The organism is Demequina sediminis (genome assembly GCF_039545075.1).
Taxonomy (GTDB): Bacteria; Actinomycetota; Actinomycetes; order Actinomycetales; family Demequinaceae; genus Demequina; species Demequina sediminis.
In genome coordinates, this window is sequence record NZ_BAABRR010000004.1 from 36,151 (window position 1) to 60,913 (window position 24,763).

Below are 24,763 nucleotides of genomic sequence, written 5' to 3' on the forward strand. Positions count from 1 at the left end.
TCAGCGCACTCACGTTACGCGCTCGAGCCCACGGAAGCAAATCCCGCGGCTCACCTTGGGGCGCACTTGTCAAACAGGATAGGCTCCACCATCACGGCCCTGCACCAAGTGAGCGACACGCGGCGACGCGGTAACGAACAGGTGACCGGCCATGCACCGACTGTGAAAAACGCTGTGGATACACACCTTGGGGGTGACGGCCAGTGGTGGCAGAGCCTGCCTCGGACTCGATTGACGCTGTATGGCGCGGAGCCCTCGACTTTCTCGCCGACGACGGCGGGCTGAGCGCGCAGAACCGTTCGTTCCTGCGCCTCGTCAAGCCGCTCGCGGTGGTCGAGGACAACGTGTTCCTCGCGGTCGCCGAAGACTTCACCAAGAACTACGTCGAGACCACGCTGCGCGGTCAGGTCACCGAGGCGCTCAGCGAGGTGCTCGGACGTGACGTGAGGATCGCCGTCACCGTCGACGCCTCGATCACTCCGCCCCCGCCGGCGGACGGCGAGACCGACGAGCCGCGCCCGCCCCAGGTGCGCCGGCCCGAGGTGGTGCCTCCCCCCGTGGTCGAGGACCCGCACCTCAATCCCCGCTACACGTTCGACACCTTCGTCATTGGCCCGTCCAACCGCTTCGCCCACGCCGCCGCCCTCGCGGTCGCGGAGTCACCAGGCAAGACATACAACCCACTGTTCATCTATGGGGGATCGGGGCTGGGCAAGACGCACCTGCTGCACGCGATCGGTCACTACACGCGGCATCTCAAGCCGCAGACCAGGGTGCGCTACGTGAACTCCGAAGAGTTCACCAACGACTTCATCAACTCGATTCGAGACGATCGCTCGCTGAGCTTCAAGCGTACGTACCGCGAAGTCGACGTCCTCCTCATCGATGACATCCAGTTCCTGCAGGGCAAGGAGCAGACCCTTGAGGAGTTCTTCCACACCTTCAACGCGTTGCACAACGCCGGCAAGCACGTGGTCATCACCTCCGACGTCAGCCCCCGCAACCTCGACGGGATCGAAGAGCGCATGCGCACCCGCTTCGAGTGGGGACTCATGACCGATGTCCAGCCGCCCGACCTCGAGACGCGCATCGCGATCCTCAGGAAGAAGGCGGCGGCCGATGCCGTCCAGGCGCCGTCGGACGTCCTGGAGTACATCGCGTCGAACATCACGAGCAACATCCGCGAGCTCGAGGGTGCCCTCATCAGGGTGACGGCCTTCGCGGCCCTCAACCGACAGCCCGTGGATCTCTCGCTCGCGCAGGTGGTCCTCAAGGACCTCATCTCCGACGACGACTCGGAGATCACGGCCTCGACCATCATCGGCAAGACCGCCGACTACTTCGGGATCACGATCGAGGAGCTCACCGGCACGAGCCGCTCGCGTGTCTACGTCACGGCGCGTCAGATCGCGATGTACCTCTGCAGGCAGCTGACCGACCTCTCTCTCCCCAAGATCGGCGATCACTTCGGCGGCAAGGATCACACCACGGTGATGTACGCGGTCAAGAAGGTCGAGGACCAGATCGCTCAGCGCCGCCAGATGTACAACCAGGTCAACGAGATCCACGCGCGCATCAAGCAGTCGCGGGCCTGACGCCTCCCCGACACACGGCCTCTCCACGCCCCCTGGACGCCCTCGCGACCCCTGTCCACGCATCGTCCCGTCTCACGATGCGCTCACGCACGTCCCTCACAATTGTGGAAAACCCTGTGGACGCCCGTGGACAGCACGCTCAATCCACAGGGGATGGCCTGTGCAGAATCACAAGAACCATGTGAGTCGAGCGGATCCGCTCACAGGCCCAGGGCGCCAACCCGACCTCTCATCCGCAGGCCATACACACGCGGATCACGGCGCTTTCCAGCCCGGACAGTGCTCATCCACAGATTCCACGGTACCTATGACCACTACTTCTCTAGATTCTTGTCATTCTCCACGCGACCTTCATTGGCGCCGCGACGTCGCCAGGGGCGAGGCACCCCCTCAACTGTCCGGACCGTGGCATAGTCTGTGCCAAGACCAGAGGAGCACCCGATGAAGTTCACCGTCGAGCGCGACGTCCTTGCGGACGCCGTCGCATGGACGTCCCGCGCCGTGCCGGCGCGACCGCCGGTACCCGTTCTTGCCGGAGTCCGCATCACGGCGGATACCGAAGGCACCGTGCGACTGGCCAGCTTCGACTACGAGGTGTCGGCGCGCGGCGAGTTCCCCGCCGAGGTCGACCAGTCGGGCGAAGTGCTCGTGTCGGGTCGCCTCCTGCGTGAGATCGCGAACGCCCTCCCTCACAAGCCGGTCACGCTGTCGCTCGAAGGCACCAAGGTTTCCGTCACGTGTGGCGCGTCGCGATTCACCCTCGCGACGATGCCCGTGGACCAGTACCCCTCGCTTCCCGAGCTTCCCGAGCAGTCGGGCACGATCGACGGCGCGACGCTGCAGCAGGCGGTCGCCCAGGTCACCAGCGCTGCGTCCCGCGACGAGACCCTCCCCATCCTCACCGGAGTGCGCGTCGAGATCGAGGGATCGCACATCTCGCTGCTCGCCACCGACCGCTACCGCCTCGCGCTACGCGAGCTTGAGTGGAAGCCGTCGAAGTCGGACATCTCGGCCGTCGCGCTCGTGCGCGCCAAGACTCTCGGCGACACGGCGAAGGCGTTGGGCGCCGGCGAGGTCACCGTCGCGCTGAGCTCGGGTCAGGGACTCGATCTGATCGGCTTCGAGGCGGGCGGCCTCGTCACCACGTCGCTGCTCATGGACGGCGACTACCCCGCGGTGCGTCGCCTCTTCCCCGAGTCCAGCCCCATCACGGCGACCGTGCGCACGCAGGACATCATCGACGCGACGCGTCGCGTCGCGCTGGTGGCGGAGCGCAACTCCTCGGTCAGGCTCGCGTTCGCCGAGGGCGAGGTCACGCTCGATGCCGGACAGAGCGACGACGCGCAGGCGTCCGAGGCCCTCACGGCGGCGCTCGAGGGTGAGCCGATCACGGTCGCGTTCAACCCGCAGTACCTGCTCGACGGACTCACGGCCCTCGGCAGCGAGTACGTCCGGTTCGGGTTCACCCAGGAGACCAAGCCGGTCGAGTTCGTGGGCGTCAAGGAGCCCGGTGGCGAGATCGCCGCCGATTTCCGCTACCTGCTGGTGCCCATCCGCATCGCGTCGTAGTGCGCGTCACGCATCTTCAGCTCGCCGACTTTCGCTCGTACCCGCAGGCGGAGGTCCAGCTGGAGGCCGGCGTCACGACGTTCGTGGGTCGCAACGGCCAGGGCAAGACCAACCTGGTCGAGGCGATTCGCTACCTGTCGGTGCTCGGATCTCACCGGGTCGCCAACGATGCACCGCTCATCCGGGCAGGCGCCGAGCGCGCCGTCGTGCGCGCGAGGGTCGAGAAGGCCGGGCGCTCTCTCGCGCTCGAGGTCACGCTCAACGCGGGCCGCGCCAACCAGGCACGGCTCAATCGCGGCGCCGCCCGACCCCGGGATCTCGTGGGAATCCTCCGCACGGTGCTCTTCGCGCCCGAGGACCTGAGCCTCGTCAAGGGCGATCCCTCGGGGCGCCGCTCCTTCATGGACGAACTCTGCGTCGCGCTGCAGCCCGCCCTGGCGGGAGACATCGCGGACTACGAGCGCGTCCTGCGTCAGCGCACATCAATGCTCAAGAGCGCGCGGCACGCGCGCGGGGACCTCACCATGCTCGACATCTGGGATGAGAAGCTCGCGGAGCTCGGCGGCAGGATCATCGCGGCGCGATTGCGCGCCGTGAGTAGCCTCGCTCCTCACGTGTGGGCTGCGTACCAGGACGTTGCCCCCGACGGCGGCGACTGCGCGATCCGCTACGCGTCGGCGCTGGGCGAGGACCTCCCCGCCGACTCGACCGTGCTGGCTGAGCGGCTCCTGGAGCGCCTCGCGGAGGTTCGCCCCAAGGAGCTCGACCGCGGCGTGACGCTCGCGGGCCCTCATCGCGACGACCTTGAGATCCGCCTGGGTGACATGCCCGCCAAGGGCTACGCGAGCCACGGGGAATCGTGGTCGTGCGCGCTTGCGCTGCGGATCGGCACGTATGACCTGCTCACGTCGGACTCAGGTCCGGACGCGGATGACGACGGCGAGCCGGTGCTGATCCTGGACGACGTCTTTGCTGAGCTCGACTCGGGCCGACGCACGGCGTTGGCCGCCAGGCTCGAGCGCGCGAGCCAGGTACTGATCACCGCGGCGGTCGCGGAGGACGTGCCCGCCTCCCTCGAGGGGCGCGTGATCCCCGTCGTGAAGGGACGCGTGGGGGAAGAGCCCGCTGATGACTGACAACCACGGGGACGATGCCACTCACGCCCGAACGTCCGACGTTCCGGATCCCCTGGTTCCGGCGGATGCGGCGAAGCTCGCGCGTGACGCGATGGAGCGAGCGCGCCAGGCGGCGCGCGCCCGTGGCGCGCGTCGCACGAGCGCGAATCAGGGGCGGCGGCAGCGCGAGGAGCGCAAGCGCGGATCGGAGCCCTACGGCGGTGGCCGCGATCCGCAGCCGATGAGCGACGCCGTGCAGACCCTGCTGCGTCGGATGGGGTGGACCGAGCAGATCGAGGTTTCCTCGGTGACGGCGCGGTGGCGCGAGGTGATCGGCGATCGCATCGCCGACCACTGCGAGCCGCTCGGCTTCGAGGATGGCATCCTCACCGTCAAGGCGTCGTCGACCGCATGGGCCACGCAGCTTCAGATGATGGCGGGCCAGATTCGCCATCGCATCAACGAGGAGTTTGGCCGCGATATCGTTCGCGAGCTCAAGGTGCTCGGCCCGACCGCGCGTTCGTGGACCAAGGGTCCGCGGACCGTGCGAGGCCGGGGGCCGCGCGACACCTACGGGTGATCTCGACCCCCGTATCGTCCCCTCGCGAGGCCACCCGCCCGCGACGGCCACCGGGGCAGGGGGACAACCTCGCCGAAATGGCCTGTGAAAGGCGCCAGATCGGGCCTCAGAGCCACTAGAATGAGCCGAGATAGCACGCGACCCCTCTCGGGGCGCGTCAGCGGCTTGAAAGGCGAATCTGTGGCGAATGACCAGGCGCGGGCTAATGAGCCCGCCTACGGCGCCGAGAACATCACCGTCCTGGAGGGCCTCGAGGCCGTTCGCAAGCGCCCGGGCATGTACATCGGCTCGACGGGCGAGCGCGGACTGCACCACCTCGTGTACGAGGTGGTCGACAACTCGGTCGACGAGGCGCTCGCCGGATACTGCGACACCATCACCGTGACGCTGCTCGCGGACGGCGGTGTGAGGGTCACCGACAACGGACGCGGCATCCCCGTCGACATGCACCCGACCGAGGGCAAGCCCACGGTCGAGGTGGTCATGACGATCCTCCACGCGGGAGGCAAGTTTGGCGGCGGCGGCTACGCGGTCTCGGGCGGTCTGCACGGCGTGGGTATCTCGGTCGTCAACGCGCTGAGCTACAAGGTCGAGACCGAGGTCAAGCGCCAAGGACACGTGTGGCGCCAGACCTTCGCCGACGGTGGCAAGCCGCAGGGCACGCTCGTCAAGGGCGAGGCGACCGACGAGACCGGAACCCAGCAGACGTTCTGGGCCGACCCCACGATCTTCGAGACCACCGACTTCGACTACGAGACGCTGCGTGCGCGCTTCCAACAGATGGCCTTCCTCAACAAGGGCCTGTCGATCACGCTGACGGACGAGCGCCCCGAGCACATCGCGCCGGCGGACGATGCCGAGGGCGACGAGGCGCCGACGTCGCGCGCCGTGACCTACCGCTACGACGGTGGGCTGGTCGACTACGTCACGCACCTCAACGCGACCAAGAAGGCGGAGCTGGTCCACGCCGAGGTCATCTCCCTCGAGAACGAGGACACCGAGCGCAAAATCTCGCTCGAGATGGCGATGCAGTGGACCAACGCCTACTCGGAGTCCGTCTTCACGTACGCGAACACGATCTCCACCACCGAGGGCGGCACGCACGAGGAAGGGTTCCGTGCGGCGCTGACCACCCTGGTGAACAAGTACGCGCGCGAGAAGGGCATCCTCAAGGAGAAGGACGATAACCTCACGGGCGACGACGTCCGCGAGGGACTCACCGCGGTGATCTCCGTCAAGCTGGGCGAGCCGCAGTTCGAGGGACAGACCAAGACCAAGCTGGGCAACACCGAGGCCAAGACCTTCGTGCAGCGCGTGGTCAATGAGCAACTCACGGACTGGTTCGACGCGCACCCCAACGAGGCACGCGACGTGATCCGCAAGGCGATTCAGGCCTCGCAGGCGCGCATCGCCGCCCGCAAGGCGCGCGAGGCGACGCGGCGTAAGGGACTGCTCGAGTCCGGCGGCATGCCGGGCAAGCTGTCGGACTGCCAGAGCCGCAACCCCTCCGAGTGTGAGATCTTCATCGTCGAGGGTGACTCGGCGGGCGGCTCGGCGAAGGCCGGCCGCGAGCCCTACAACCAGGCGATCATGCCGATCCGCGGAAAGATCCTCAACGTCGAGCGCGTGCGCCTCGACCGCGCGCTGTCGAACCAGGAGGTCCAGGGCCTCATCACCGCGTTCGGAGCGGGACTGGGTGAGGACTTCGACATCACCAAGGCGCGGTATCACAAGATCGTGCTGATGGCCGATGCCGACGTCGACGGCCAGCACATTCGCACCCTTCTGCTGACGCTGCTCTTCCGCTACATGCGGCCGCTGATCGAGGCCGGGTACGTCTACCTCGCGCAGCCGCCGCTGTTCAAGATCAAGTGGACCAACGCGGACCACGAGTACGTGTACTCCGACAGGGAGCGCGACGCGGTCATCAAGGACGGCACCGCGAACGGCAAGCGCATCCCCAAGGAGAACGGCGTCCAGCGCTACAAGGGTCTGGGCGAGATGAATCACGAGGAGCTGCGCGTCACCACGATGGATCCGGCGACGCGCACCCTGCTCCAGGTCACCATGGATGACGCCGCACAGGCGGACGAGATCTTCTCGGTGCTGATGGGCGAGGACGTCGAGTCCCGCCGCAGCTTCATCCAGCGCAACGCGAAGGACGTGAGGTTCCTTGACATCTGAGAACCCCGAGGCCGTGCAGCACGGCCGGATCGAGGCGGTCGACCTCAACACCGAGATGCAGCGGTCCTACCTGGACTACGCCATGTCGGTCATCGTGGGCCGCGCGCTACCCGACGTCCGCGACGGACTGAAGCCCGTGCATCGTCGCGTGCTCTACGCGATGTTCGACGGCGGCTATCGCCCCGACCGCGCGTTCTCCAAGTGCTCGCGCGTGGTCGGCGACGTCATGGGCAAGTACCACCCGCACGGCGACAGCGCGATCTACGACGCGATCGTGCGCATGGTCCAGCCGTGGTCGCTGCGCTACCCGCTCATCGCGGGCCAGGGCAACTTCGGCTCCGCCGGCAACGACGGCGCCGCGGCCTCGCGATACACCGAGTGCAAGATGGCCCCGCTCGCCATGGAGATGGTGCGGGACATCGACAAGGACACGGTCGAGTTCGAGGACAACTACGACGGCCGCGAGCAGGAGCCGACCATCCTGCCGGCGCGCTTCCCCAACCTGCTCGCGAACGGCTCGGCCGGCATCGCGGTGGGCATGGCCACCAACATCCCTCCGCACAACCTGCGCGAGGTGGCCGAGGGTGTGCAGTGGCACCTCGACCACCCTGACGCGAGCCGCGAGGAACTGCTCGAGGCGCTCATCGAGCGCATCCCCGGCCCCGACTTCCCCACCGGCGCGACCATCCTGGGCCGCAAGGGCATCGAGGACGCGTATCGCACGGGCCGCGGCCTCATCACGATGCGCGCGGTGGTCAACATCGAGGAGATCCAGGGACGCATGTGCCTGGTCATCACCGAGCTGCCGTATCAGGTGAACCCCGACAACCTCGCGATCAAGATCGCGGAGCTCGTCAAGGACGGCAAGGTGTCCGGCATCGCGGACATCCGCGACCAGACCTCCGGCCGCACGGGTCAGCGCCTCGAGATCGTGCTCAAGCGTGACGCGGTCGCGAAGGTGGTGCTCAACAACCTCTACAAGCACACGCAGCTGCAGGAGACGTTCGGCGCGAACATGCTCGCGATCGTCGACGGCGTGCCGCGCACGCTCGCGCTCGACGGGTTCATCCGTTACTGGACGGCTCACCAGCTCGAGGTCATCCAGCGCCGCACCGCGTACCGCCTGCGTGAGGCGGAGCGCGAGGCGCACATCTTGCAGGGCTACCTCAAGGCGCTCGACGCGCTCGACGAGGTCATCGCCCTGATTCGTCGCTCGCCGTCCGCCGACGAGGCGCGCGTGGGACTCATGGAGCTCCTCGACGTCGACGAGGTGCAGGCGACCGCGATCCTCAACCTCCAGCTGCGCCGCCTCGCGGCCCTCGAGCGTCAGAAGATCACCGACGACTACAACGCGTTGATGACGGAGATCACGGATCTGCGGGACATCCTCGCGTCCGAGTCGCGTCAGCGCAGCATCATCTCCGAGGAACTGAGCGAGGTGGTCCGCAAGTACGGCGACGACCGCCGCACCGAGATCAGCCCGTTCGAGGGCGACGTGTCGATCGAGGACCTCATCGCCGAGGAGGAGGTGGTGGTCACGATCACCCGCGGCGGCTACGTCAAGCGCACGCGGTCCGACCAGTACCGGGCGCAGAAGCGCGGCGGCAAGGGCGTGCGCGGGGCGACGCTCCGCAATGACGATGTCGTGGATCACTTCTTCGTGACGACCACGCACCACTGGCTGCTGTTCTTCACCAACCTGGGTCGCGTGTACCGCGCCAAGGGCTACGAGCTTCCCGAGGGCGGCCGTGACTCGAAGGGTCAGCACGTCGCGAACCTGCTCGCCTTCCAGCCGGGCGAGGAGATCGCGCAGGTGCTCGACCTGCGCTCGTACGAGGACAAGGACTTCCTGGTCCTCGCGACCAAGCGCGGCCTGGTGAAGAAGACCGAGCTCAAGGCGTACGACTCGAACCGCAGCGGCGGCCTCATCGCGATCAACCTGCGTGAGGTCGAGTCCGAGGACGGCGAGCTCAAGCCGGACGAGCTCGTGTCCGCGCGACTGGTCTCCGAGACCGACGACCTCATGCTCGTGTCGCGCAAGGGTCAGTCCCTGCGCTTCACCGCGACCGACGAGGCCCTGCGTCCCACCGGACGCGCTACGTCGGGCGTCAAGGGCATGAGCTTCCGCGGCGACGACGAGCTGCTCGCGATGGATGTCGTGACGGAGGGCTCGTTCTCGTTCGTGGTGACCGAGGGTGGCTTCGCCAAGCGCACCGAGATGACGGTCGAGAACTACCGTCAGCAGGGCCGCGGCGGACTCGGCATCAAGGTCGCGAACCTGCAGGAGGCGCGCGGCGACCTCGTGGGTGCGCTCCTGGTCGAGGAGGCGGACGAGGTCCTCGTGATCATGGAGTCGGGCAAGGTGGTGCGCTCCGCCGTGGCGGAGGTTCCCGCGAAGGGACGCAACACCATGGGAGTGATCTTCGCCAAGCCGGCCAATGGCGACAGGATCATCGGCATCGCCCGCAACGTCGAGCGCAACCTGGACGCCGAGGAGGCTGTCGAGGAGGCCGTCGTGGAGGCCGCTGAGGGTGTCGCCGAGGGCGTCGCCGAGGGCGAGACGGTCGAGTCCGGCGACTCGGCCACGGAGGCACCCGCCGCCGAGTAACACGTGACAGCACAGGAGGGGCCGGTCAGCAGACCGGCCCCTCCTGCTGTGTACGCGTCGGCTCCGCCACACGCCTTCGCGGCTCCGCCACACGGGCCTCGGCGTGTCGTCGGCGTGTCGCGGTTGTGGAGGCCGTTGGGGGCCGATGCTGGGGCGGCTTGTGTGGCGGAGCCACAGGTGAGCAGTCTGTGGCGGAGCCACAGTTGAGCAGTCTGTGGCGGAGCCGCAAGTGAGCGCGGTGTGGGTCGGGTGACCTAGATAAACAGCGTGGTGCCCGACTCGTTGGCCTCACCAAGGAAGGTCGCGACGCCGCCCAACTCGACCCCCTCGAGGAGGTCGGACTGCGCGATGCCCAGCAGGTCCATCGTCATCGTGCACCCGATGAGCCTCGCCCCGGCCTGTTGTGCGGATGCGATGAGCTCCGGCAGGGGCTGGACGTCGTGCTGCTTCATGACGTTCTTGATCATCGCGGTGCCCGCACCGGCCATGTGCATCTGCGACAGCGTGAGCTTGTCCGCACCGCGCGGCATCATCGCCCCGAACATCTTCTCCATCGCCTTCTTCTCCCGCCTGGGTGGGTCGACGCGGCGTAGCGCGTTGAGGCCCCAGAAGGTGAAGAACATCGAGACGTCGTCGCCCATCGCGAGGGCGCCGTTCGCGATGATGAAGGCGGCCAGCACCTTGTCGAGGTCGCCCGAGAAGACCACCATCGAGGTCTTGTTCTTGCCCTGCGGGGACGATGCCGTCACGGGGGCCACCCCTCCCTTGCGGAAGGTTGCCACGTAGCCCGGCCCCTTGGGGTCCATGCTCACGAGGGTGTGACCGTTCTTCGAGGCCCATGCGGGACCGTCGAGCGCGAAGCCCGGATCGGAGACGGTGACGCGGATCTCGTCACCGGCGTTCGCCGCCTTCATCGCGCCTGCGAGACGCATGATCGGTCCCGGGCACGCGAGTCCCGTGCAGTCGAGGTCCGTGGTTTGTCCCGTCGCCGCGGCCACCGACGAGGCGACCGAGACCTTCTCGGCGTAGTTCTCCATCGGCGGCTGTGGCTCGTAGGACTCGGCGTGGCCGTGGATGTGGGTGAAGGTGGTCGAGCCGCCCGACAGCGTCGCGACATCCGCGAAGCCGCTCTGTACCAGGATGCGGTGCGCAAGGTAGGAGCGGAATCCCACCGCGCAGTACAGCCGCACGGGCTGCGTGCGGTCCCAGTCCGCGATGGCGTCGCGGAACGTGGCGAGCGGGACGTTCTCGGCGCCGGGGATGTGCCAGATGTCGTACTCCTCGGGCGTGCGCACGTCGACCAGTCGCGTGCCCTCGGTCGCGGAGGGGAAGTCCTCGGAGTACCAGAGGGTGAGGTCGCCGCGCAGCACATTGGAGGCCACGAAGCCGGCCATGTTGATGGGGTCCTTCGCGGAGCCGAACGGCGGCGCGTAGGCGAGTTCCTGCTCTTCGAGGTCGTAGACCGTGAGTCCGGCGCGGATCGCCATCGCGAACAGGTCGAGTCGCTTGTCGACGCCGTCGAAGCCGCACGCCTGAGCGCCGAGGACGCGCCCGTCGTCGGGGGAGAACAGCACCTTGATGTGCATCATCGCGGTGCCCGGGTAGTAGCCGGCGTGACCCGAGGGGTGGACGTGCACCACGCGGTACTCGACACCCGCGGCGTCGAGCTGCCGCTTGGTGGCTCCCGTGCCGCCAGCGACCATGTCGAAGACCTTGACGATGCTCGTGCCCTGGGTCGAGCGATAGTGCGTGTCGCGCCCGCAGATGTTCTCCGCCGCGACGCGCGCTTGACGGTTGGCCGGTCCCGCGAGCGGCGCCAGGTACGAGCCGGGAAGGACGGGGTGAGGAGTCTCGACCGCGTCGCCCGCCGCCCAGATGTGGGGATCCGACGTGCGCATGCCGGTGTCGACCTTGATGCCGCCGCGCTCGCCCAGCTCGATCCCGGCCGCCTTGGCGAGGTCGACCGCGGGCCGTACGCCAGCGGCGAGGATGACGAGGTCTGCCTTCACCGTGGTGCCCGAGGTGAGCTCGACGCTGACCCTGTTCGGACCGTCGGAGTCGGCGAGCGGCTGAAAGGCGGCCGCGGCGGTGGACAGGTGCAGGCCTATGCCGCGCGAGCGCAGGTGCTGCTCGACGGGGGCCGCGATGTCGGAGTCGACGGGAGGCAGGATCTGGTCGGCGAGCTCGACCACGTCGACGCGCACACCCCGGTGGTGGAGGTTCTCGGCCATCTCGAGGCCGATGTATCCAGCACCCACGACGACGGCCGTCACGACGCCCCGGCGGCCCGCCTTCTGAGCCGCGAGGGCATCGTCTAGGCGCGACTTGATGCGATCCATGTCGCCGATCCTGCGCAGCACCTCCACCGCAGGGTGGTCGATGCCGGGCAGGGGTGGGCGCACGGGCTCGGCGCCCATGCACAGTGCGAGCTTGTCGTAGGACTCGGTGTACTCCTTGCCCGAGTCGACCTCGCGGACCGTGACGGTGCGCTTCTTGCGGTCGATCGCGATGACCTCCGTGCCCACGCGAACGTCGAGGTTGAGGGATTCGCGCAGGCTCTCGGGGGTCTGGAGCAGCAGGCGCGAGCGCTCCGTGATGACCTCGCCCACGTGGTACGGCAGGCCGCAGTTCGCGAACGAGACGTGGTGGCCGCGCTCGAAGACGACGATCTCCGCCTGCTCATCGAGGCGGCGTGCGCGTGCGGCGGTGGATGCTCCGGCGGCGACTCCGCCGACAACGACCAGCTTCATGATCCCTCCTGGGGTATATGGCTCTGATCTCGACGATAGCCCCGGGGGTATATCGCGAGGAGGGTCGAAGGTCACGCCCACGGCCCACCAGCACGGCTCCCCAGCCCTCCCTCAGTCCTCCCTCAGTGCTCGCTCAGCCCTCCCCCAGCGCGGCTCCGCCACACACTTTCGCGGCTCCGCCACACGCGCGCGACCATGGCCGTCCCATGACGCGCTCCGACCGGCCAGAACCGACCACCACGGTCCCACTGGGGTCGCGGCGTGTGGCGGAGCCGCGGGGACAGGCCAAGGAAAGATTTGAGTTACTCAAAAGAAGCCACTACGGTGGAGGCATGATCCCCGTCGACGCACCCGCGCTGCTCCGCGGCGCAGGCCTGCGCGTCACTGCGCCTCGCGTCGCGATCCTCGAGACGCTCGCGAGCCGCCCGCATTCGTCGGCCGATGCCGTCCACGCCGCGGTGGGCTCCGGGGCCGGCGGGCAGGCCCCCGAGGTCACGCTGCAGACCGTCTACAACGTGCTGCACGACCTCGCCGAGCACGGACTGGCCCGTCGCATCGAGCCGGCCGATCACCCCGCGCGCTTCGAACTGCGCGTGGGCGACAACCACCACCACGTCGTGTGCACGCGGTGCGGAGAGATCGCCGACGTCGACTGCGTCGTCGGTCACGCACCGTGTCTCACCCCCTCGACCACCCACGGCTTCACCCTGACCGAGGCCGAGGTCACGTTCTGGGGGGTGTGCGCCGCCTGTAGCGGAGCATCGTCCCCCGTCATCCCCCACTGAAGGAGCAGCAATGTCCCAGCACTTCACGACCACGAACGCGGGCGCGCCCGTCGCCTCGGATCAGCATTCGCTGTCCGTCGGCACCGACGGACCCATCTCGCTCACCGACCACTACCTGGTCGAGAAGCTGGCGCAGTTCAACCGTGAGCGCGTCCCCGAGCGCGTGGTGCACGCCAAGGGCGGCGGCGCCTACGGCACGTTCACGGTGACGAACGACGTGTCCGCCTACACGCGTGCCGCGCTGTTCCAGCCCGGCGTCGAGACCGAGATGTTCGCGCGCTTCAGCACGGTTGCCGGCGAGCAGGGTTCGCCCGACACGTGGCGCGACCCGCGCGGCTTCGCGCTGAAGTTCTACACGTCCGAGGGCAACTACGACCTGGTGGGCAACAACACGCCGGTGTTCTTCATCAAGGACGGCATCAAGTTCCCCGACTTCATCCGTTCGCAGAAGCGCCTGCCCGGCTCGCACCTGCGCGACAACGACATGCAGTGGGACTTCTGGTCGCTGCAGCCCGAGTCGGCACACCAGGTGACGTGGCTCATGGGTGACCGCGGCATCCCGCGCTCGTGGCGCGAGATGAACGGCTACGGCTCGCACACCTACCAGTGGATCAACGCCGCCGGAGAGCGCTTCTGGGTGAAGTACCACTTCATCTCGGAGCAGGGCGTGCACAGCCTGGGCAACGACGAGGCCTCGCAGCTTGCCGGGTCCGATGCCGACCACCACATCCGCGACCTCTACACGCACATCGAGGACGGCGACTTCCCGCGCTGGACGCTGTACGTGCAGGTCATGCCCTACGCGGACGCGGCGACCTACCGCTTCAACCCCTTCGACCTCACCAAGGTGTGGCCCAAGGCGGACTACCCCCGCATCGAGGTGGGCGTCATGGAGCTCAACCGCAACCCCGCGAACTACTTCGCGGAGGTCGAGCAGGCCGCGTTCGCGCCGTCGAACTTTGTCCCCGGAATCGGCCCGTCGCCCGACAAGATGCTGATGGCGCGCATCTTCTCGTACGCGGACGCGCACCGCTACCGCGTGGGCACCAACCACGCGCAGCTTCCCGTCAACGCGCCCAAGAACGCCGACCCGCACGGTCACTCGTATGCGAAGGACGGCGCGATGCGCTACTCGTTCGCCTCGCCCGAGACCCCGGTCTACGCGCCCAACAGCACGGGCGGCGCGCACGCCGACCCGGCCCGGGCGGCGGAGTCGGGCGGCTGGGAGACCGATGGTGAGATGGTGCGCGCCGCAGCGACGCTCCACTCCGAGGACGATGACTTCGGCCAGGCGGGCACGCTGTATCGCGAGGTCTTCGACGATGCCGCACGCGCGCGCTTCCTCGACCAGATCACGGGTCACGTGGGCGCGGTGGTCTCCGACGAGATCCGCGAGCGGGCGATCCAGTACTGGACGTCCGTCGACGCGGGCCTGGGTGCGCAGCTGCGTGCGGCGCTGGCCGCCGAGGGTGCCCCGATCGAGGCCGGCGAGCCCGGCACCGCCGCGGAGCCCGTCCAGGTCTGACGCGACGTTCGCCTCCGGCCCGGTCCCCGTCGCGGGGGCCGGGCCGGAGTTGTGTCCGGGACCGGCGCGCGCTGCTTCCGCGCTGGCCTGCTCAGCCCTCCTGGAGCGCGCCCGCGGGACGGCGGTTCGTCGCGCCCGTCGCTCCGGTGGCGGCGCGAGGCCACGCCCACGCGGACCTCAGGATGACCGCCAGGATCGCGAGCTCGAGTCCGATGGAGAGCGCGTAGAAGGCGGCCCACTCCCACGACTCCCCCACGGCGTTGAACACTGTGACGGGCACGTACAGCGAGGCGACGATCAGGTTGACCGCCCGGCTCGCGCGCGGGCGCAGCGTCATCGAGAGCATCACCATGAGCGACGGGATCGCGATGAGCGCGAGGAATCCGGTCATGAGAGCCGGGCTGATGTCGAACTCGAAGACGACTCCGTTGGAGATCCCGTCGATCGTGCCGGGCTTGTAGAGGTGGAAGTAGTCGACGTAGACGTACAGGAGCATGAAGCTGGTCCACGCCGCGGCCAGCTTGGCTTGCACGGGGAGGGCGGCGTGGTCGAGGTGGTCCGCAGACGCGGGTCGGGTGGTCATGGGGTTGTCCTTCGTGTGGGAGTGGTCCGTTCGCCGGAGTGGCGGCCGGTGGTGGCGTGCCTGGGTACGGGCGGGAAGTGTCGCGGGACGCCGCCGCCTCGGGGCTTCGTACACCGTGTGCCGTACACCGTACGTCGTACGCTGTACTATGTGCAGTACACCGTACGATTGTCAAGGCCAGAGATCGAGTGAGGAGACCCGTGACTGCACCGCAGCGGCGCCCCGAGGGCTCGGAGCCCGGGCTGAGCAAGCAGCTGGTGGTCGCCGAGGCCCTCCGGCTCGCCGACAGCGAAGGCGTCGACGGACTGAGCATGCGTCGGCTGGCGCGCGACCTCGGTGCGGGCGCGATGTCGATCTACCACTACGTGGCGAGCAAGGACGAGCTGCTGGACGCCATGATCGACATCGTCTTTGCCGAAATCGATCTGCCGCCCGAGGACCTGGACTGGCAGGCGGCGATGCGGCTGCGGGCGGCCTCCGCCCGGCAGGTCCTCGCACGACATCCATGGGCCATCGCCTTGATGGAGTCGCGCACCACGCCGGGGCCCGCCAACCTCCGCCACCGCGAGGCGGTGACTGCCTGCCTGCGGCGGGCCGGCTTCGGCATCGTCATGGCGGCGCATGCCAACTGGTTGCTGGACAGCTACGTGTACGGGTTCGCGCTCCAGGAGGCGAGCCTCCCCTTCGACACCGCCGGCGGACTCGCGGACCTCACCGAGGACGTCTACCTGCCCCAACTCCCTGCCGACGAGTTCCCCTACCTCCACGAGTCGGCGGCCGCGCTCATGGCCGACGGCTATGAGCCGGCAGGCGAGTTCGACTTCGGCCTCGACCTCATCCTCGCGGCGCTGGAATCACTCAGGGCGCGGGGATAGCGACGGGACGATGCCGTGGCGGCCGCGCCCGAGCGTGACCTCCGCACAGGGCTCGGTTACGCTTAGACGGATGTCCGCGCGCCCTCGCGCGGAGGACGAGACCGCAGACGCGTGTCAGATGACAGGGAGCCTGGATGAACGCGGACGACCGCACCACGCCGCCGAGCAGGGGCCTGTACACCCCCCGTCCGGCCGAGCCGACCACCGGGTCCATCCCGGCGAGGCGTGCGTTCATGCCCGTGTCCCCTGAGGCTCCCGCCACTGCACCCACCACCGGGCAGACGCCGACCACTCCCCAGCCTCCCGCCGCGCCGCAGGCGCCCGCGCAGGCTGCCCCCGCATCGTCCGCACCCACCACCGGCTCGATCCCCCAGCGCACCCAGCTGCGCCCGCAGTCCGCACCGGGCGGCATCCCCACGACGTCCGCGCCGCAGTCCGCGCCTGCCGCTCCCGCCCCGGCCACTCCGGCGCCCGCCGCTGCGCCCCGCGAGGAGCACTCGCCCCTGCAGGGAGCGCTCGGCACGGGCACCGCGAAGCTCAAGGATCTCGCGGGCCGCGCCGCGGAGAGCTTCAAGGCGGGCGATGACCTCGCGACGCCGTCGAGCAAGGGTGGACCGCGCAAGGCGCGCGTCCTGCTCTCTCGCGTGGACCCGTGGTCCGCGCTCAAGCTGGGCTTCCTCATGTCGATCGCGCTGGGCATCATGCTCGTGGTCGCGGTCTTCGTCATCTGGAACGTGCTCAACGGCATGGGCTTCTTCGCCCTGGTCAACGAGTGGGTGCTGCAGCTCTTCACACCCGAGAACGAGATCAACATCATGCAGTTCTTCGACCGCAACAAGGTCATGAGCGCGGCGATCCTGGTCTCGGTCGTGAACGTGGTCCTCATCACCGCGCTCACGACGATCGGCGCGTTCCTGTACAACGTGGTCTCCTCCGTCGTGGGCGGCGTCTACGTCACCCTCACGGACGACTAACAGGGGCGACTGCCTCACGCACGGCCCGCGGCGGGCGCGATTTTGGTTCGCGCCTGGCCTGCGGTATCGTTTATCGCCGCGGCACTGACGCCGCGGGACGGGCCCATAGCTCAGGCGGTTAGAGCGCTTCGCTGATAACGAAGAGGTCGGAGGTTCAAGTCCTCCTGGGCCCACCGAGGTGATGCGATGAAGATGACGCTGATTCTGGCGGCCGCCGTCGCGGCGGGAGCCGTCCTCTACGTGCTCGTCACCGAGAACTCGCATCGCGACCTATGGGACGATGTCCATCACCCGGTCAGATGACCACCGGGGGCCTTAGCTCAATTGGTAGAGCGCCTGCTTTGCAAGCAGGAGGTCAGGGGTTCGATTCCCCTAGGCTCCACGTAAGTTGAGAAAATCGAAACCTGCCCCGTCTGATGGCGGGGCAGGTTCGCGTCCGGGCCCGGATCGGTCGTCCCACCGCTGTGAGCGTGGGCCAGGACGGTCGCTGCGGGCTCGGCAGGGACGAACGTGACGTTCTCGTCTTCGTCGACGACGATCTTGGTAAACAGCGCACGGTTCAGCATGCGGCGTTCAGTAGGTTCGCATCGGGCGTAGAGGTCGCCGAGGTCGGTCAGGACGCCGAGGATCTGATCGAGCCCGTCGTGGGCATCGCGGTAGGTGGTCGCGAGCGCGTCGAGGCGGTTGGTGATCGCGTCCAGACTGGTGCGGATACGGTCCTGTTCGGTCTTGAGCAGATCAAGTGGGATCGCGTCGGCGTAGTGGGCCTGGACGAGCTTGAGGCGTTCGGCCTCCAGCTTGTCCCGCTGCGTTTCGAGGAGCTTGCGTTCGTTGTCACTGGAGGCTTCGAGCTGGCTGAACACTCGGTGCAGCACCGACGCGACGTGCTCGGCCTCGGTGGCGGCGAGGCCGTTGGTGCCGTAGTCCCGGTCGATCCGGTCCTCGACCCGTGGCGCCAGCACGGCGGAGCGGGTGCAGCCCTTCTTCTTCCGCCTGCCGGAGCAGGTGAAGTACTCGTACCGGTCGCCGTTCTTGTCCCGGGGCCGTTCGATCATGAGCTTGGCCCCGCACGAGCAGTACAGGTTGCCTTTGAGGTAGTGGTCGTACTTCTGCGGGCGCTCGCCGACGGCGTTCTTCGCGTCGAGCTGGGTCTGCACGCGCAGCCAGGTATCCGAGTCCACGAGTGTGGTGTGGGCACCGTCGTAGGTGACGCCGCGGAAGGTGACGGTGCCCTGGTAGTAGGGGTTCGTCAGGATCTTGTGCAACGCCGTGGTCGTCACCGGACGGGCCGGCTGGGACGGTGTGGGGCGTGTAGTGAGCCCGCGGGTCTTCAACTTCCGGGCGAGAGAGGACAGCGACTCCTCCCCGGTGGCGTAGGCGGTAAACGCGAACCGCACCAGCTCGGCCCGCTCGGGGTCGACCTGCACGTCACGGACCTCGCGGCCCTTGGAGTCAGTGGTGCGCACGTTGAGGTAGCCCAGTGGCGCCTTCGTGGGGGTACCACCGAGGGTGGCCTTCTGGACCATGCCCTTGGTGACCTCCTGGGCGAGGTTGAGGGAGTAGAACTCCGCCATCGAGGCGAGAATGCCGTGCATCAGCATCCCCGAGGGCGTCTCATCGGTGTTCTCCGTCACCGAGACCAGGATGATGTTCGCACCCCGCAGAGTGGCGTGGATGATCGCGTCATCCAGCCGGTTGCGGGCGAGCCGGTCGACCTTATTGATGATGCAGTACCGCACCGGATTCGCAGACAGGTAGTCGAGCATCTCCTGCAACGCACGCCGCCGCGCCGTCTTGGCCGACTCGCCCGGTTCGATGAACTCCTTGACGATGACCGCGCCGAGCTGCTCGGCCTTCCTGGCGGCCGCTTCACGCTGGGCCGGGATGGACAGTCCTTCTTCGAGGCCGTTACGGGTGGCCTGGTCCTTGGTCGAGACCCGCAGGTAGGAGACCGCCGGCACCAGCCCTTCGGCCAGCGGCTCGTCAGCTTTCTGGGATGGGCCAGGGTTGCCTGCGGCCAGAGCGCGCAGGGCGCGTAGGTCCAGGCCGGAGGGGAGGTCGGTGAGCGTCATCAGGGTGACCGCCTTTCAGATGCCCGACGGGTGTCGGGCGGCTGGGGCGCCGGGTGGCGGTCACGTCAGATTCGCGAAAAGAACACCCCGAGGTGCGGGGTTTACGGTCGGGTGCCAAGGGCGCCGTGATCGTAGTTCGTACCCTCCAGTCTACCTCCGCGACTGGAGCAGACCGCGGAGGTGTTGGCCGGTGTCTCCGGTGGCGGTGCCGTCCCCAGCAGCACGCAAGGCGAGACGGATGAGGACCTCGGCGACCTTCTCGGCGTCGATCTGCTCCCGCTCGACAAACCGCACCCGCACCGGCCGGTCCGCGTCGGCCCGGCCGGTCTTGCGGTCATAGGAACGCACCATCGCCGTGCACCCACTCGTCCGACCCGCGCGCGTCACCGTCAGCGGCTCGGGCGTGGAGGGAAGCGTAGAACTTCTCCTCGGCGTCGCGTCGGCGGGCGAGGTCGGCGTTGACGAAGGCCACGAAGTCCGCGTCCCGGTCAGCGATCAGGCGCTCCTCGACCGGCTCGGGGGCGTCATCGCCGGGCCAGACGGCCTGACGGGTCGGACGGTCACGATCGACCCTGGTGCCCGAGGCGGCTACCCAATCCCGCAGCCGGAGCCTGGCTTCGGCGAAGTCGTGGTGCCAGCCGATCGCTGCTGACCCGTCTTGTTCGGGGTCGTAGCTGCACAGCCAATGCAGGTGCAGCGCGGACAGCTCCCACACCAATTCGGTGTGGCGATACCAGAAGGGCGGAACCACGCTTGCGGGTAGCCCGTAGGCGTGGCGCAGCCAGTCCACCCAGGCGTTCAGCTCCCGCCACTCGATCACGGCCTGCTTGGCGGTCAGCAGGTTCCAGTTCACCGGGTGCGGGGGCTCGTCGAGCACTCGCACCTCGGCCGCTGTCTGGTCCGTGGGGTCAGACAGCGCAGCGGGATCGGCTGGCGGCGTGTCGGGTTCGGGCTCGTCCGGCTCCGGCGGGACCGCAGGCGCATGCTCACTCATCGCCGTGGCCTCCGGTCACAGTCCGAGCGCGAGCTGCCGGCTCGCGCTCGCGCTGCGGGAGGGCTCGGTCCGCGTCGACGCGCTGCGTGCTGGTCCGTCACGGCCCGCGTCCCGGTCAGGGGCGGGCTCGTCGCGGCGGGTGCGCGCGACGTCGTAGGTGGTGCGGGCGGTGTCGTGGCCGATCTTCTTGGCCACGAACTCCTCACCCTCGATCTGCTGCCCGTCGCGGGTGTAGGAGTACTCGTGGGCGTAGCCCTCGGCGACGAAGCTGTCGCCCTTCGCGAACCGCTCGTAGGCGCGCTCGGCGGACGCGCGGTAGATCACGAGGTTGTGGAAGTCGGGCTCGAGCTTGGTGAACGACCCGTCCTGCTCACGTCGGTAGTTCTCCTGCCCGACCCGTGCGTAGAACCTCGCCTCACCCTTCTCGGTGTAGGTCAGCTGCGGATCGGTCGCGATGAACCCCGTCAGAGACTGCTGCGTACGAATAGTCATGGGTCTGCCGCACTGAGTGGTGACATCTGATCTGGCTTGCCCGTTCGGGTGGCCTGGAAGGATGTTGCTGTGCCTAAGCCCTACCCGAGTGAGTTCCGTGACGACGTGGTCCGTGTCGCGCGTAACCGTGAGCCCGGTGTCACGATCGAGCAGATCGCCCGTGACTTCGGGGTTCATCCGATGACGTTGCAGAAGTGGATGCGTCGCGCCGACATCGACGACGGCGTCAAGCCCGGCGTGACGCGCACCGATTCCGCCGAGCTGCGTGAGGCGAAGAAGCGAATCCGCCTCCTCGAGCAAGAGGTCGAGGTCCTGCGCCGTGCGGCCGCGTACCTGTCCCAGGCGCATCTACCGGGAAAACGCTCTACCCGCTCGTGAAAGAGCTCGCCGTCGACGGGATCCCCGTCGCGGTGACGTGCCGGGTACTCAAGCTCGCCCGCCAGCCCTACTACCGGTGGCTGGCCACCCCCATCACCGACGCCGAACTCGTCGCTGCCCACCGCGCCAACGCCCTTCACACTGCGCACGTTGACGATCCCGAGTTCGGCTACCGGTTCCTCGTCGACGAGGCCCGTGTGGCCGGTGAGCCGATGGCTGAACGCACCGGCTGGGCGATCTGCCGTGACAACGGCTGGTGGTCCACCTTCGGTAAGAAGAGCCGGGGCAAAAAGGGCAAGGCCGGCCCGCCGGTCCACGACGACCTCGTGCAGCGGGTCTTCACCGCGGACGCACCGAACCAGGTGTGGCTGACGGACATCACGGAGCATCGGACGGCTGAGGGCAAGCTGTACCTGTGCGCGGTCAAGGACCTGTACTCCAACCGCATCGTGGGATACTCGATCGACTCGCGCATGAACTCCCGCCTGGCCGTCAACGCGCTCAACAATGCGGTCGCACGCAGGGGTGATGTCGCCGGTTGCGTGCTGCACAGCGACAGAGGATCGCAATTTCGTTCCAGGAAGCTGGTCCACGCTCTGCTGCGCCACAGCATGGTCGGATCGATCGGCCGTGTCGGTGCGGCCGGGGATAACGCAGCCATGGAGTCCTTCTTCGCACTCCTGCAGAAGAACGTCCTCGACCGACGCTCCTGGGACACCCGCGAGGAGTTGCGCATCGCGATCGTGACCTGGATCGAGCGGACCTACCACCGCCGACGCCGACAGGCCGCCCTGGGCAAGTTGACGCCCATCGAATACGAGACCATCATGACCACCAACGTGGCCCTCGCCGCGTGACTAACCCCTGTCACCTATCGGTGCGGCAGACCCGAACGTCAGTGGGACCGGCTCGACGCCCTCTTCGACGCCGACGACCACGCTGAGGTCGAAGTCACCTGGGGCGTCTACCAGCGGATGATCACCGCCTACCGCAACCCCGACCGGGCTGCTGCGCGCGCCGACTTCGCGGCGCTGATCGAGTCGCTACGCACCGGCATCCCGGCCGCACTCGTCGAGCTGCGCCGGCTCGGCCGCACGCTGAACAACCGAGCCCACGACATCCTCGCTTTCTTCGACCACCCCGGAACATCGAACGGCCCCACCGAAGCGATCAACGGCCGACTCGAGCACCTACGCGGCTCAGCCCTGGGCTTCAGGAACCTGACCCACTACATCGCCCGCTCGCTGCTCGAAGCCGGCGGCTTCAGGCCACAACTACAGCCCCATCTGTGAAGAGCCCCTCAACCACCGTCTCGCCGAAATCGCCAGACAGAAGCGCCGAGCCCGAGCGGACGATGATCAGCTTCACGCAGTCGTACGTCGCTGGGCCGACCGGTGCGCGGACAGTCGCAGTGCGGGCAAGGATTGGCACGAATCGCACGGGCTTCCGCGGGTGTGCGGAACTGGAAGCGTGGTAGTTCGCCGCGCGGTCGTCGTGGTTGCGGGCGCTGTACTGTTCGTCGCGCAGGTCTACACATGCTTCATCCCTTGCCCCCGTCACGCAGAGCCGCCAGCTAGGAGTCTGTGGGGTGGTGTGAGTCGTGTTCGATCGGGTCTGCCGGTTCGCTCGGTAGCGTGGGGGGAGTGTCTAGGGTGCCGCTGATCGTGGGGCCGAAGACGAGAGTGGAGATCAAGAAGGCGCCAATGAAGGTCATCAGTGCGATCGCTGGTGCCCACCAAGAGTTGAAGCGTCGGCGCAGTCGGATCAGCATTGGAGTCGCTGCCCCGAGTCCGAGCGCACCGAACAGCGCGGTACCGGTGGTGCCGGCAACGAGTGCTGTGCCGAAAATGGGCGCGACGTGGTGCAGGACGTGGGGGGCCAACCCGACAACGACGCCAGTAGCTCCGGTGAGTGCTGTCCAGACCGCGCGCAGACCTGTGGCCCGCGCTGCGGGAGGTGTCGGCGAGGCAAGTTCCTCAGTTGGCGGTGGCGTCTGCATCATCCAGCTCAGGTTGCCTGGTGCCCGCACCCGGTTGCGTTGAGCGGCGATCAAGTTCTGACGAAGGTTCGGCCGGACCCGTTGCGCCTGAAGCGATCGCGGCACGGTCACGCCGCGAACTTCCCAGCGTCGTTACGAGCCTGCTGAGCAGCGCCACCAGGGACAGCGCAACGATGGCGATTGTCGGCCACTCGCCGAGCTGATCGGCAGGTGTCAGGGATGTGCGTAGGGGAAGCGCGGCGAGCATCTGGTCGGATGTGAAGAGTTGGGTCTGTTGAAGCACGCTGCCGTCGGGGGCGATGATCGCGCTGACTCCGACGGTGGAGATTTGGACGGTGGCGCGACCGTGCTCGACGGCGCGTAGCCGGGACATGGCGAGTTGTTGTGTGGACTCGGCGGTGAAGCCGAAGGAGGCGTTGTTGGTGGGGACCACGATCAGTTCGGCGCCCTGGACCACGGCGTCGCGGATGAGTGCGTCGTAGACGACTTCGAAGCAGATGACGGTCGCGACGGGGACGTCCCGGTCGAGCCTTGGAACGAGGATGGGGACGATGGCTGGTTCTTGGCCGGGGATCATGTCGATGGAGACGCGGTCGACCTCGGCGGAGAAGAGGCGGACGAAGGGCCGCAGAGGGATGTACTCCCCGAAGGGTGCTGGTCGTTGTTTGGAGTAGGAGAACGTCGGCCCGTCGCCCGGTTCCCACAGCAGCATGTCGTTGTAGCGGCCGGCGTCGATGTACCGGTCGGTGCCGACGAGGATCGGGGCATCGAGGGCCTGCGCGGCCTCGTCGACGGCGCGCCAGGCATCGTCGTCGGCTCGGGGGTCGATGTCGGTGGCGTTCTCTGGCCACAGGACGACGTCGAGGTCACCGGGGGCGACCTGGTCAAGTAGGGCGAGGGTTCCGGCTACGTGGTTGTCGAGAATGACACGCGACCGGGAAGGGCCCTGGGTGTCGTCGTCGGGGACATTGCCCTGGACAGCGGCGAGCCGCAGCGTCCCGGACTGTGGGTCGGTGTCCAGCGGGATCGCGGCACCGGCCAGTGGCAGCGCGATGGTGGCGGCTGCCGTCAGTGCGGCTGAGCGGAGCCGGTGGGCTCGCACCAGGGTGAGTGTGGCCGCGAGGGTGAACCCGCCGAAGGCGACGGCGGCAGAGACCAGGGGCGCGCCTGCTAGCCATGCGAGGGTGAGCAGCGGGCCCTCGGTCTGGGAGAAGGCCAGACGCGCCCAGGGGAACCCCCCGAACGGCCAGCTGGAGCGCAGTTGCTCGGCGGCGGCCCAGACGAGGGCGAACGCGGCTGCCGGCAGCGGCCCGTATCGGTTCAGGCGTGGCACGCGTCTGGTCAGCGCCCAGGCTGTGGTGCCGACGGCCACGAGCGCTGCCTGCAGGACGGACAGGGCGAGCCAGGGCAGGACCCCGGCTGCTTCGTTGGCCCAGTACAGGTGCGGGACGAACAGGCCCAGCGCCCACACGAAGCCGACCAGCCCAGCCCATCGTGGGGAGTCCCTGTCCAGTGCGAGTACGAGGAGTGCGACGCCGACGAAGGCCATCGGCCACCATGACCGGTCCGGGAAGGCGGTCTCGGTCAGCAGACCACCGGCGGCGGCCTGCAGCACGCTGACCAAGCGTGCGGATCGTGTTGCGGCACGTCCGGCTCGTGGTGCGGTGGTGCCGCCGGCGGGTCGC

Annotated in this window: 17 protein-coding genes, 2 tRNA genes and 2 pseudogenes; 14 read left to right on the forward strand and 7 right to left on the reverse strand. The window is 68.0% G+C overall.

The annotated features are described in order from the left end of the window. Window positions 1-206 precede the first annotated feature (206 nt). From dnaA to gyrA, 6 genes are all read left to right on the forward strand, one after another. On the forward strand, window positions 207-1,595 hold the full coding sequence (gene dnaA / locus ABEA62_RS04645) for a chromosomal replication initiator protein DnaA (protein WP_425557969.1): 1,389 nt from the start codon (window positions 207-209) through the stop codon (window positions 1,593-1,595). Between the two features lie 441 nt (window positions 1,596-2,036). Beyond that, entirely contained in the window at window positions 2,037-3,164 is a 1,128-nt protein-coding gene (gene dnaN / locus ABEA62_RS04650; RefSeq protein WP_286214493.1) for a DNA polymerase III subunit beta, read from the forward strand. Then, window positions 3,164-4,300, forward strand: coding sequence for a DNA replication/repair protein RecF (gene recF / locus ABEA62_RS04655; protein WP_286214492.1), 1,137 nt, complete (start codon window positions 3,164-3,166; stop codon window positions 4,298-4,300). Before dnaN ends, recF begins: the two co-directional genes overlap by 1 nt. After that, window positions 4,293-4,859 (forward strand): DciA family protein, encoded by a 567-nt coding sequence (locus ABEA62_RS04660; protein ID WP_286214491.1) that lies wholly within the window; start codon window positions 4,293-4,295, stop codon window positions 4,857-4,859. The genes recF and ABEA62_RS04660 overlap by 8 nt, the downstream gene beginning before the upstream one ends. Window positions 4,860-4,979: 120 nt before the next feature. Then, window positions 4,980-7,043: a DNA topoisomerase (ATP-hydrolyzing) subunit B gene (gene gyrB, locus ABEA62_RS04665; RefSeq protein ID WP_286214490.1), complete on the forward strand. Its 2,064-nt coding sequence runs from the start codon at window positions 4,980-4,982 to the stop codon at window positions 7,041-7,043. Continuing rightward, on the forward strand, window positions 7,033-9,651 hold the full coding sequence (gyrA, locus tag ABEA62_RS04670; RefSeq protein ID WP_286214489.1) for a DNA gyrase subunit A: 2,619 nt from the start codon (window positions 7,033-7,035) through the stop codon (window positions 9,649-9,651). The genes gyrB and gyrA overlap by 11 nt, the downstream gene beginning before the upstream one ends. Window positions 9,652-9,905: 254 nt before the next feature. Here gyrA and ABEA62_RS04675 read toward each other — a convergent pair whose 3' ends face one another. Further along, window positions 9,906-12,401: an FAD-dependent oxidoreductase gene (locus tag ABEA62_RS04675; RefSeq protein WP_286214488.1), complete on the reverse strand. Its 2,496-nt coding sequence runs from the start codon at window positions 12,399-12,401 to the stop codon at window positions 9,906-9,908. 332 nt (window positions 12,402-12,733) lie between these two features. On the opposite strand from ABEA62_RS04675, the gene ABEA62_RS04680 reads away from it, so the two are divergent. Together ABEA62_RS04680 and ABEA62_RS04685 are read left to right on the forward strand one after the other, a co-directional pair. Further along, the gene (locus ABEA62_RS04680) at window positions 12,734-13,186 is read left to right on the forward strand and encodes a Fur family transcriptional regulator (RefSeq protein ID WP_345378835.1); all 453 of its coding nucleotides are present in this window, start codon (window positions 12,734-12,736) and stop codon (window positions 13,184-13,186) included. 10 nt (window positions 13,187-13,196) lie between these two features. Further along, a complete protein-coding gene (locus ABEA62_RS04685) occupies window positions 13,197-14,711 on the forward strand; it encodes a catalase (RefSeq protein WP_345378837.1) in 1,515 nt (504 codons plus the stop codon). Window positions 14,712-14,802: 91 nt separating this feature from the next. Here ABEA62_RS04685 and ABEA62_RS04690 read toward each other — a convergent pair whose 3' ends face one another. Next, a complete protein-coding gene (locus ABEA62_RS04690; protein ID WP_286214484.1) occupies window positions 14,803-15,294 on the reverse strand; it encodes a DUF6326 family protein in 492 nt (163 codons plus the stop codon). A gap of 200 nt (window positions 15,295-15,494) precedes the next feature. On the opposite strand from ABEA62_RS04690, the gene ABEA62_RS04695 reads away from it, so the two are divergent. From ABEA62_RS04695 to ABEA62_RS04710, 4 genes are all read left to right on the forward strand, one after another. Then, the gene (locus ABEA62_RS04695; RefSeq protein WP_286214482.1) at window positions 15,495-16,169 is read left to right on the forward strand and encodes a TetR/AcrR family transcriptional regulator; all 675 of its coding nucleotides are present in this window, start codon (window positions 15,495-15,497) and stop codon (window positions 16,167-16,169) included. A gap of 134 nt (window positions 16,170-16,303) precedes the next feature. Continuing rightward, window positions 16,304-17,143: a DUF3566 domain-containing protein gene (locus ABEA62_RS04700; RefSeq protein ID WP_345378841.1), complete on the forward strand. Its 840-nt coding sequence runs from the start codon at window positions 16,304-16,306 to the stop codon at window positions 17,141-17,143. 99 nt (window positions 17,144-17,242) lie between these two features. After that, window positions 17,243-17,316 (forward strand) — tRNA-Ile (locus tag ABEA62_RS04705). A gap of 136 nt (window positions 17,317-17,452) precedes the next feature. Next, window positions 17,453-17,525: transfer RNA gene (locus ABEA62_RS04710), tRNA-Ala, on the forward strand. Window positions 17,526-18,135: 610 nt separating this feature from the next. Here the strand turns inward: ABEA62_RS04710 and ABEA62_RS12680 are convergent. The 4 genes and pseudogenes from ABEA62_RS12680 to ABEA62_RS04730 form a co-directional block, all read right to left on the reverse strand. Next, a pseudogene (locus tag ABEA62_RS12680) lies at window positions 18,136-19,215 on the reverse strand (recombinase family protein); the annotation flags it as partial. Window positions 19,216-19,365: 150 nt separating this feature from the next. After that, window positions 19,366-19,566, reverse strand: coding sequence for a hypothetical protein (locus tag ABEA62_RS04720; protein ID WP_286214479.1), 201 nt, complete (start codon window positions 19,564-19,566; stop codon window positions 19,366-19,368). Beyond that, window positions 19,550-20,209 carry a hypothetical protein gene (locus ABEA62_RS04725; RefSeq protein WP_286214478.1) on the reverse strand — a complete coding sequence of 220 codons (660 nt, stop codon included), beginning with the start codon at window positions 20,207-20,209 and terminating at the stop codon, window positions 19,550-19,552. The genes ABEA62_RS04720 and ABEA62_RS04725 overlap by 17 nt, the downstream gene beginning before the upstream one ends. 15 nt (window positions 20,210-20,224) lie before the next feature. After that, window positions 20,225-20,701 carry a single-stranded DNA-binding protein gene (locus ABEA62_RS04730; RefSeq protein WP_286214477.1) on the reverse strand — a complete coding sequence of 159 codons (477 nt, stop codon included), beginning with the start codon at window positions 20,699-20,701 and terminating at the stop codon, window positions 20,225-20,227. Window positions 20,702-20,770: 69 nt separating this feature from the next. Here ABEA62_RS04730 and ABEA62_RS04735 point away from each other — a divergent pair. Together ABEA62_RS04735 and ABEA62_RS04740 are read left to right on the forward strand one after the other, a co-directional pair. Continuing rightward, window positions 20,771-21,936 (forward strand): IS3 family transposase gene (locus tag ABEA62_RS04735; RefSeq protein ID WP_286214475.1). Its coding sequence is split into 2 segments (ribosomal slippage): window positions 20,771-21,055 and window positions 21,058-21,936, totalling 1,164 coding nucleotides; the frame shifts between segments, so codons are not numbered across the junction. Window positions 21,937-21,969: 33 nt separating this feature from the next. Continuing rightward, a pseudogene (locus ABEA62_RS04740) lies at window positions 21,970-22,371 on the forward strand (transposase); the annotation flags it as partial. Window positions 22,372-23,055: 684 nt separating this feature from the next. Here the strand turns inward: ABEA62_RS04740 and lnt are convergent. Then, window positions 23,056-24,693, reverse strand: coding sequence for an apolipoprotein N-acyltransferase (gene lnt / locus ABEA62_RS04745; protein ID WP_345378846.1), 1,638 nt, complete (start codon window positions 24,691-24,693; stop codon window positions 23,056-23,058). Window positions 24,694-24,763: the final 70 nt, after the last annotated feature.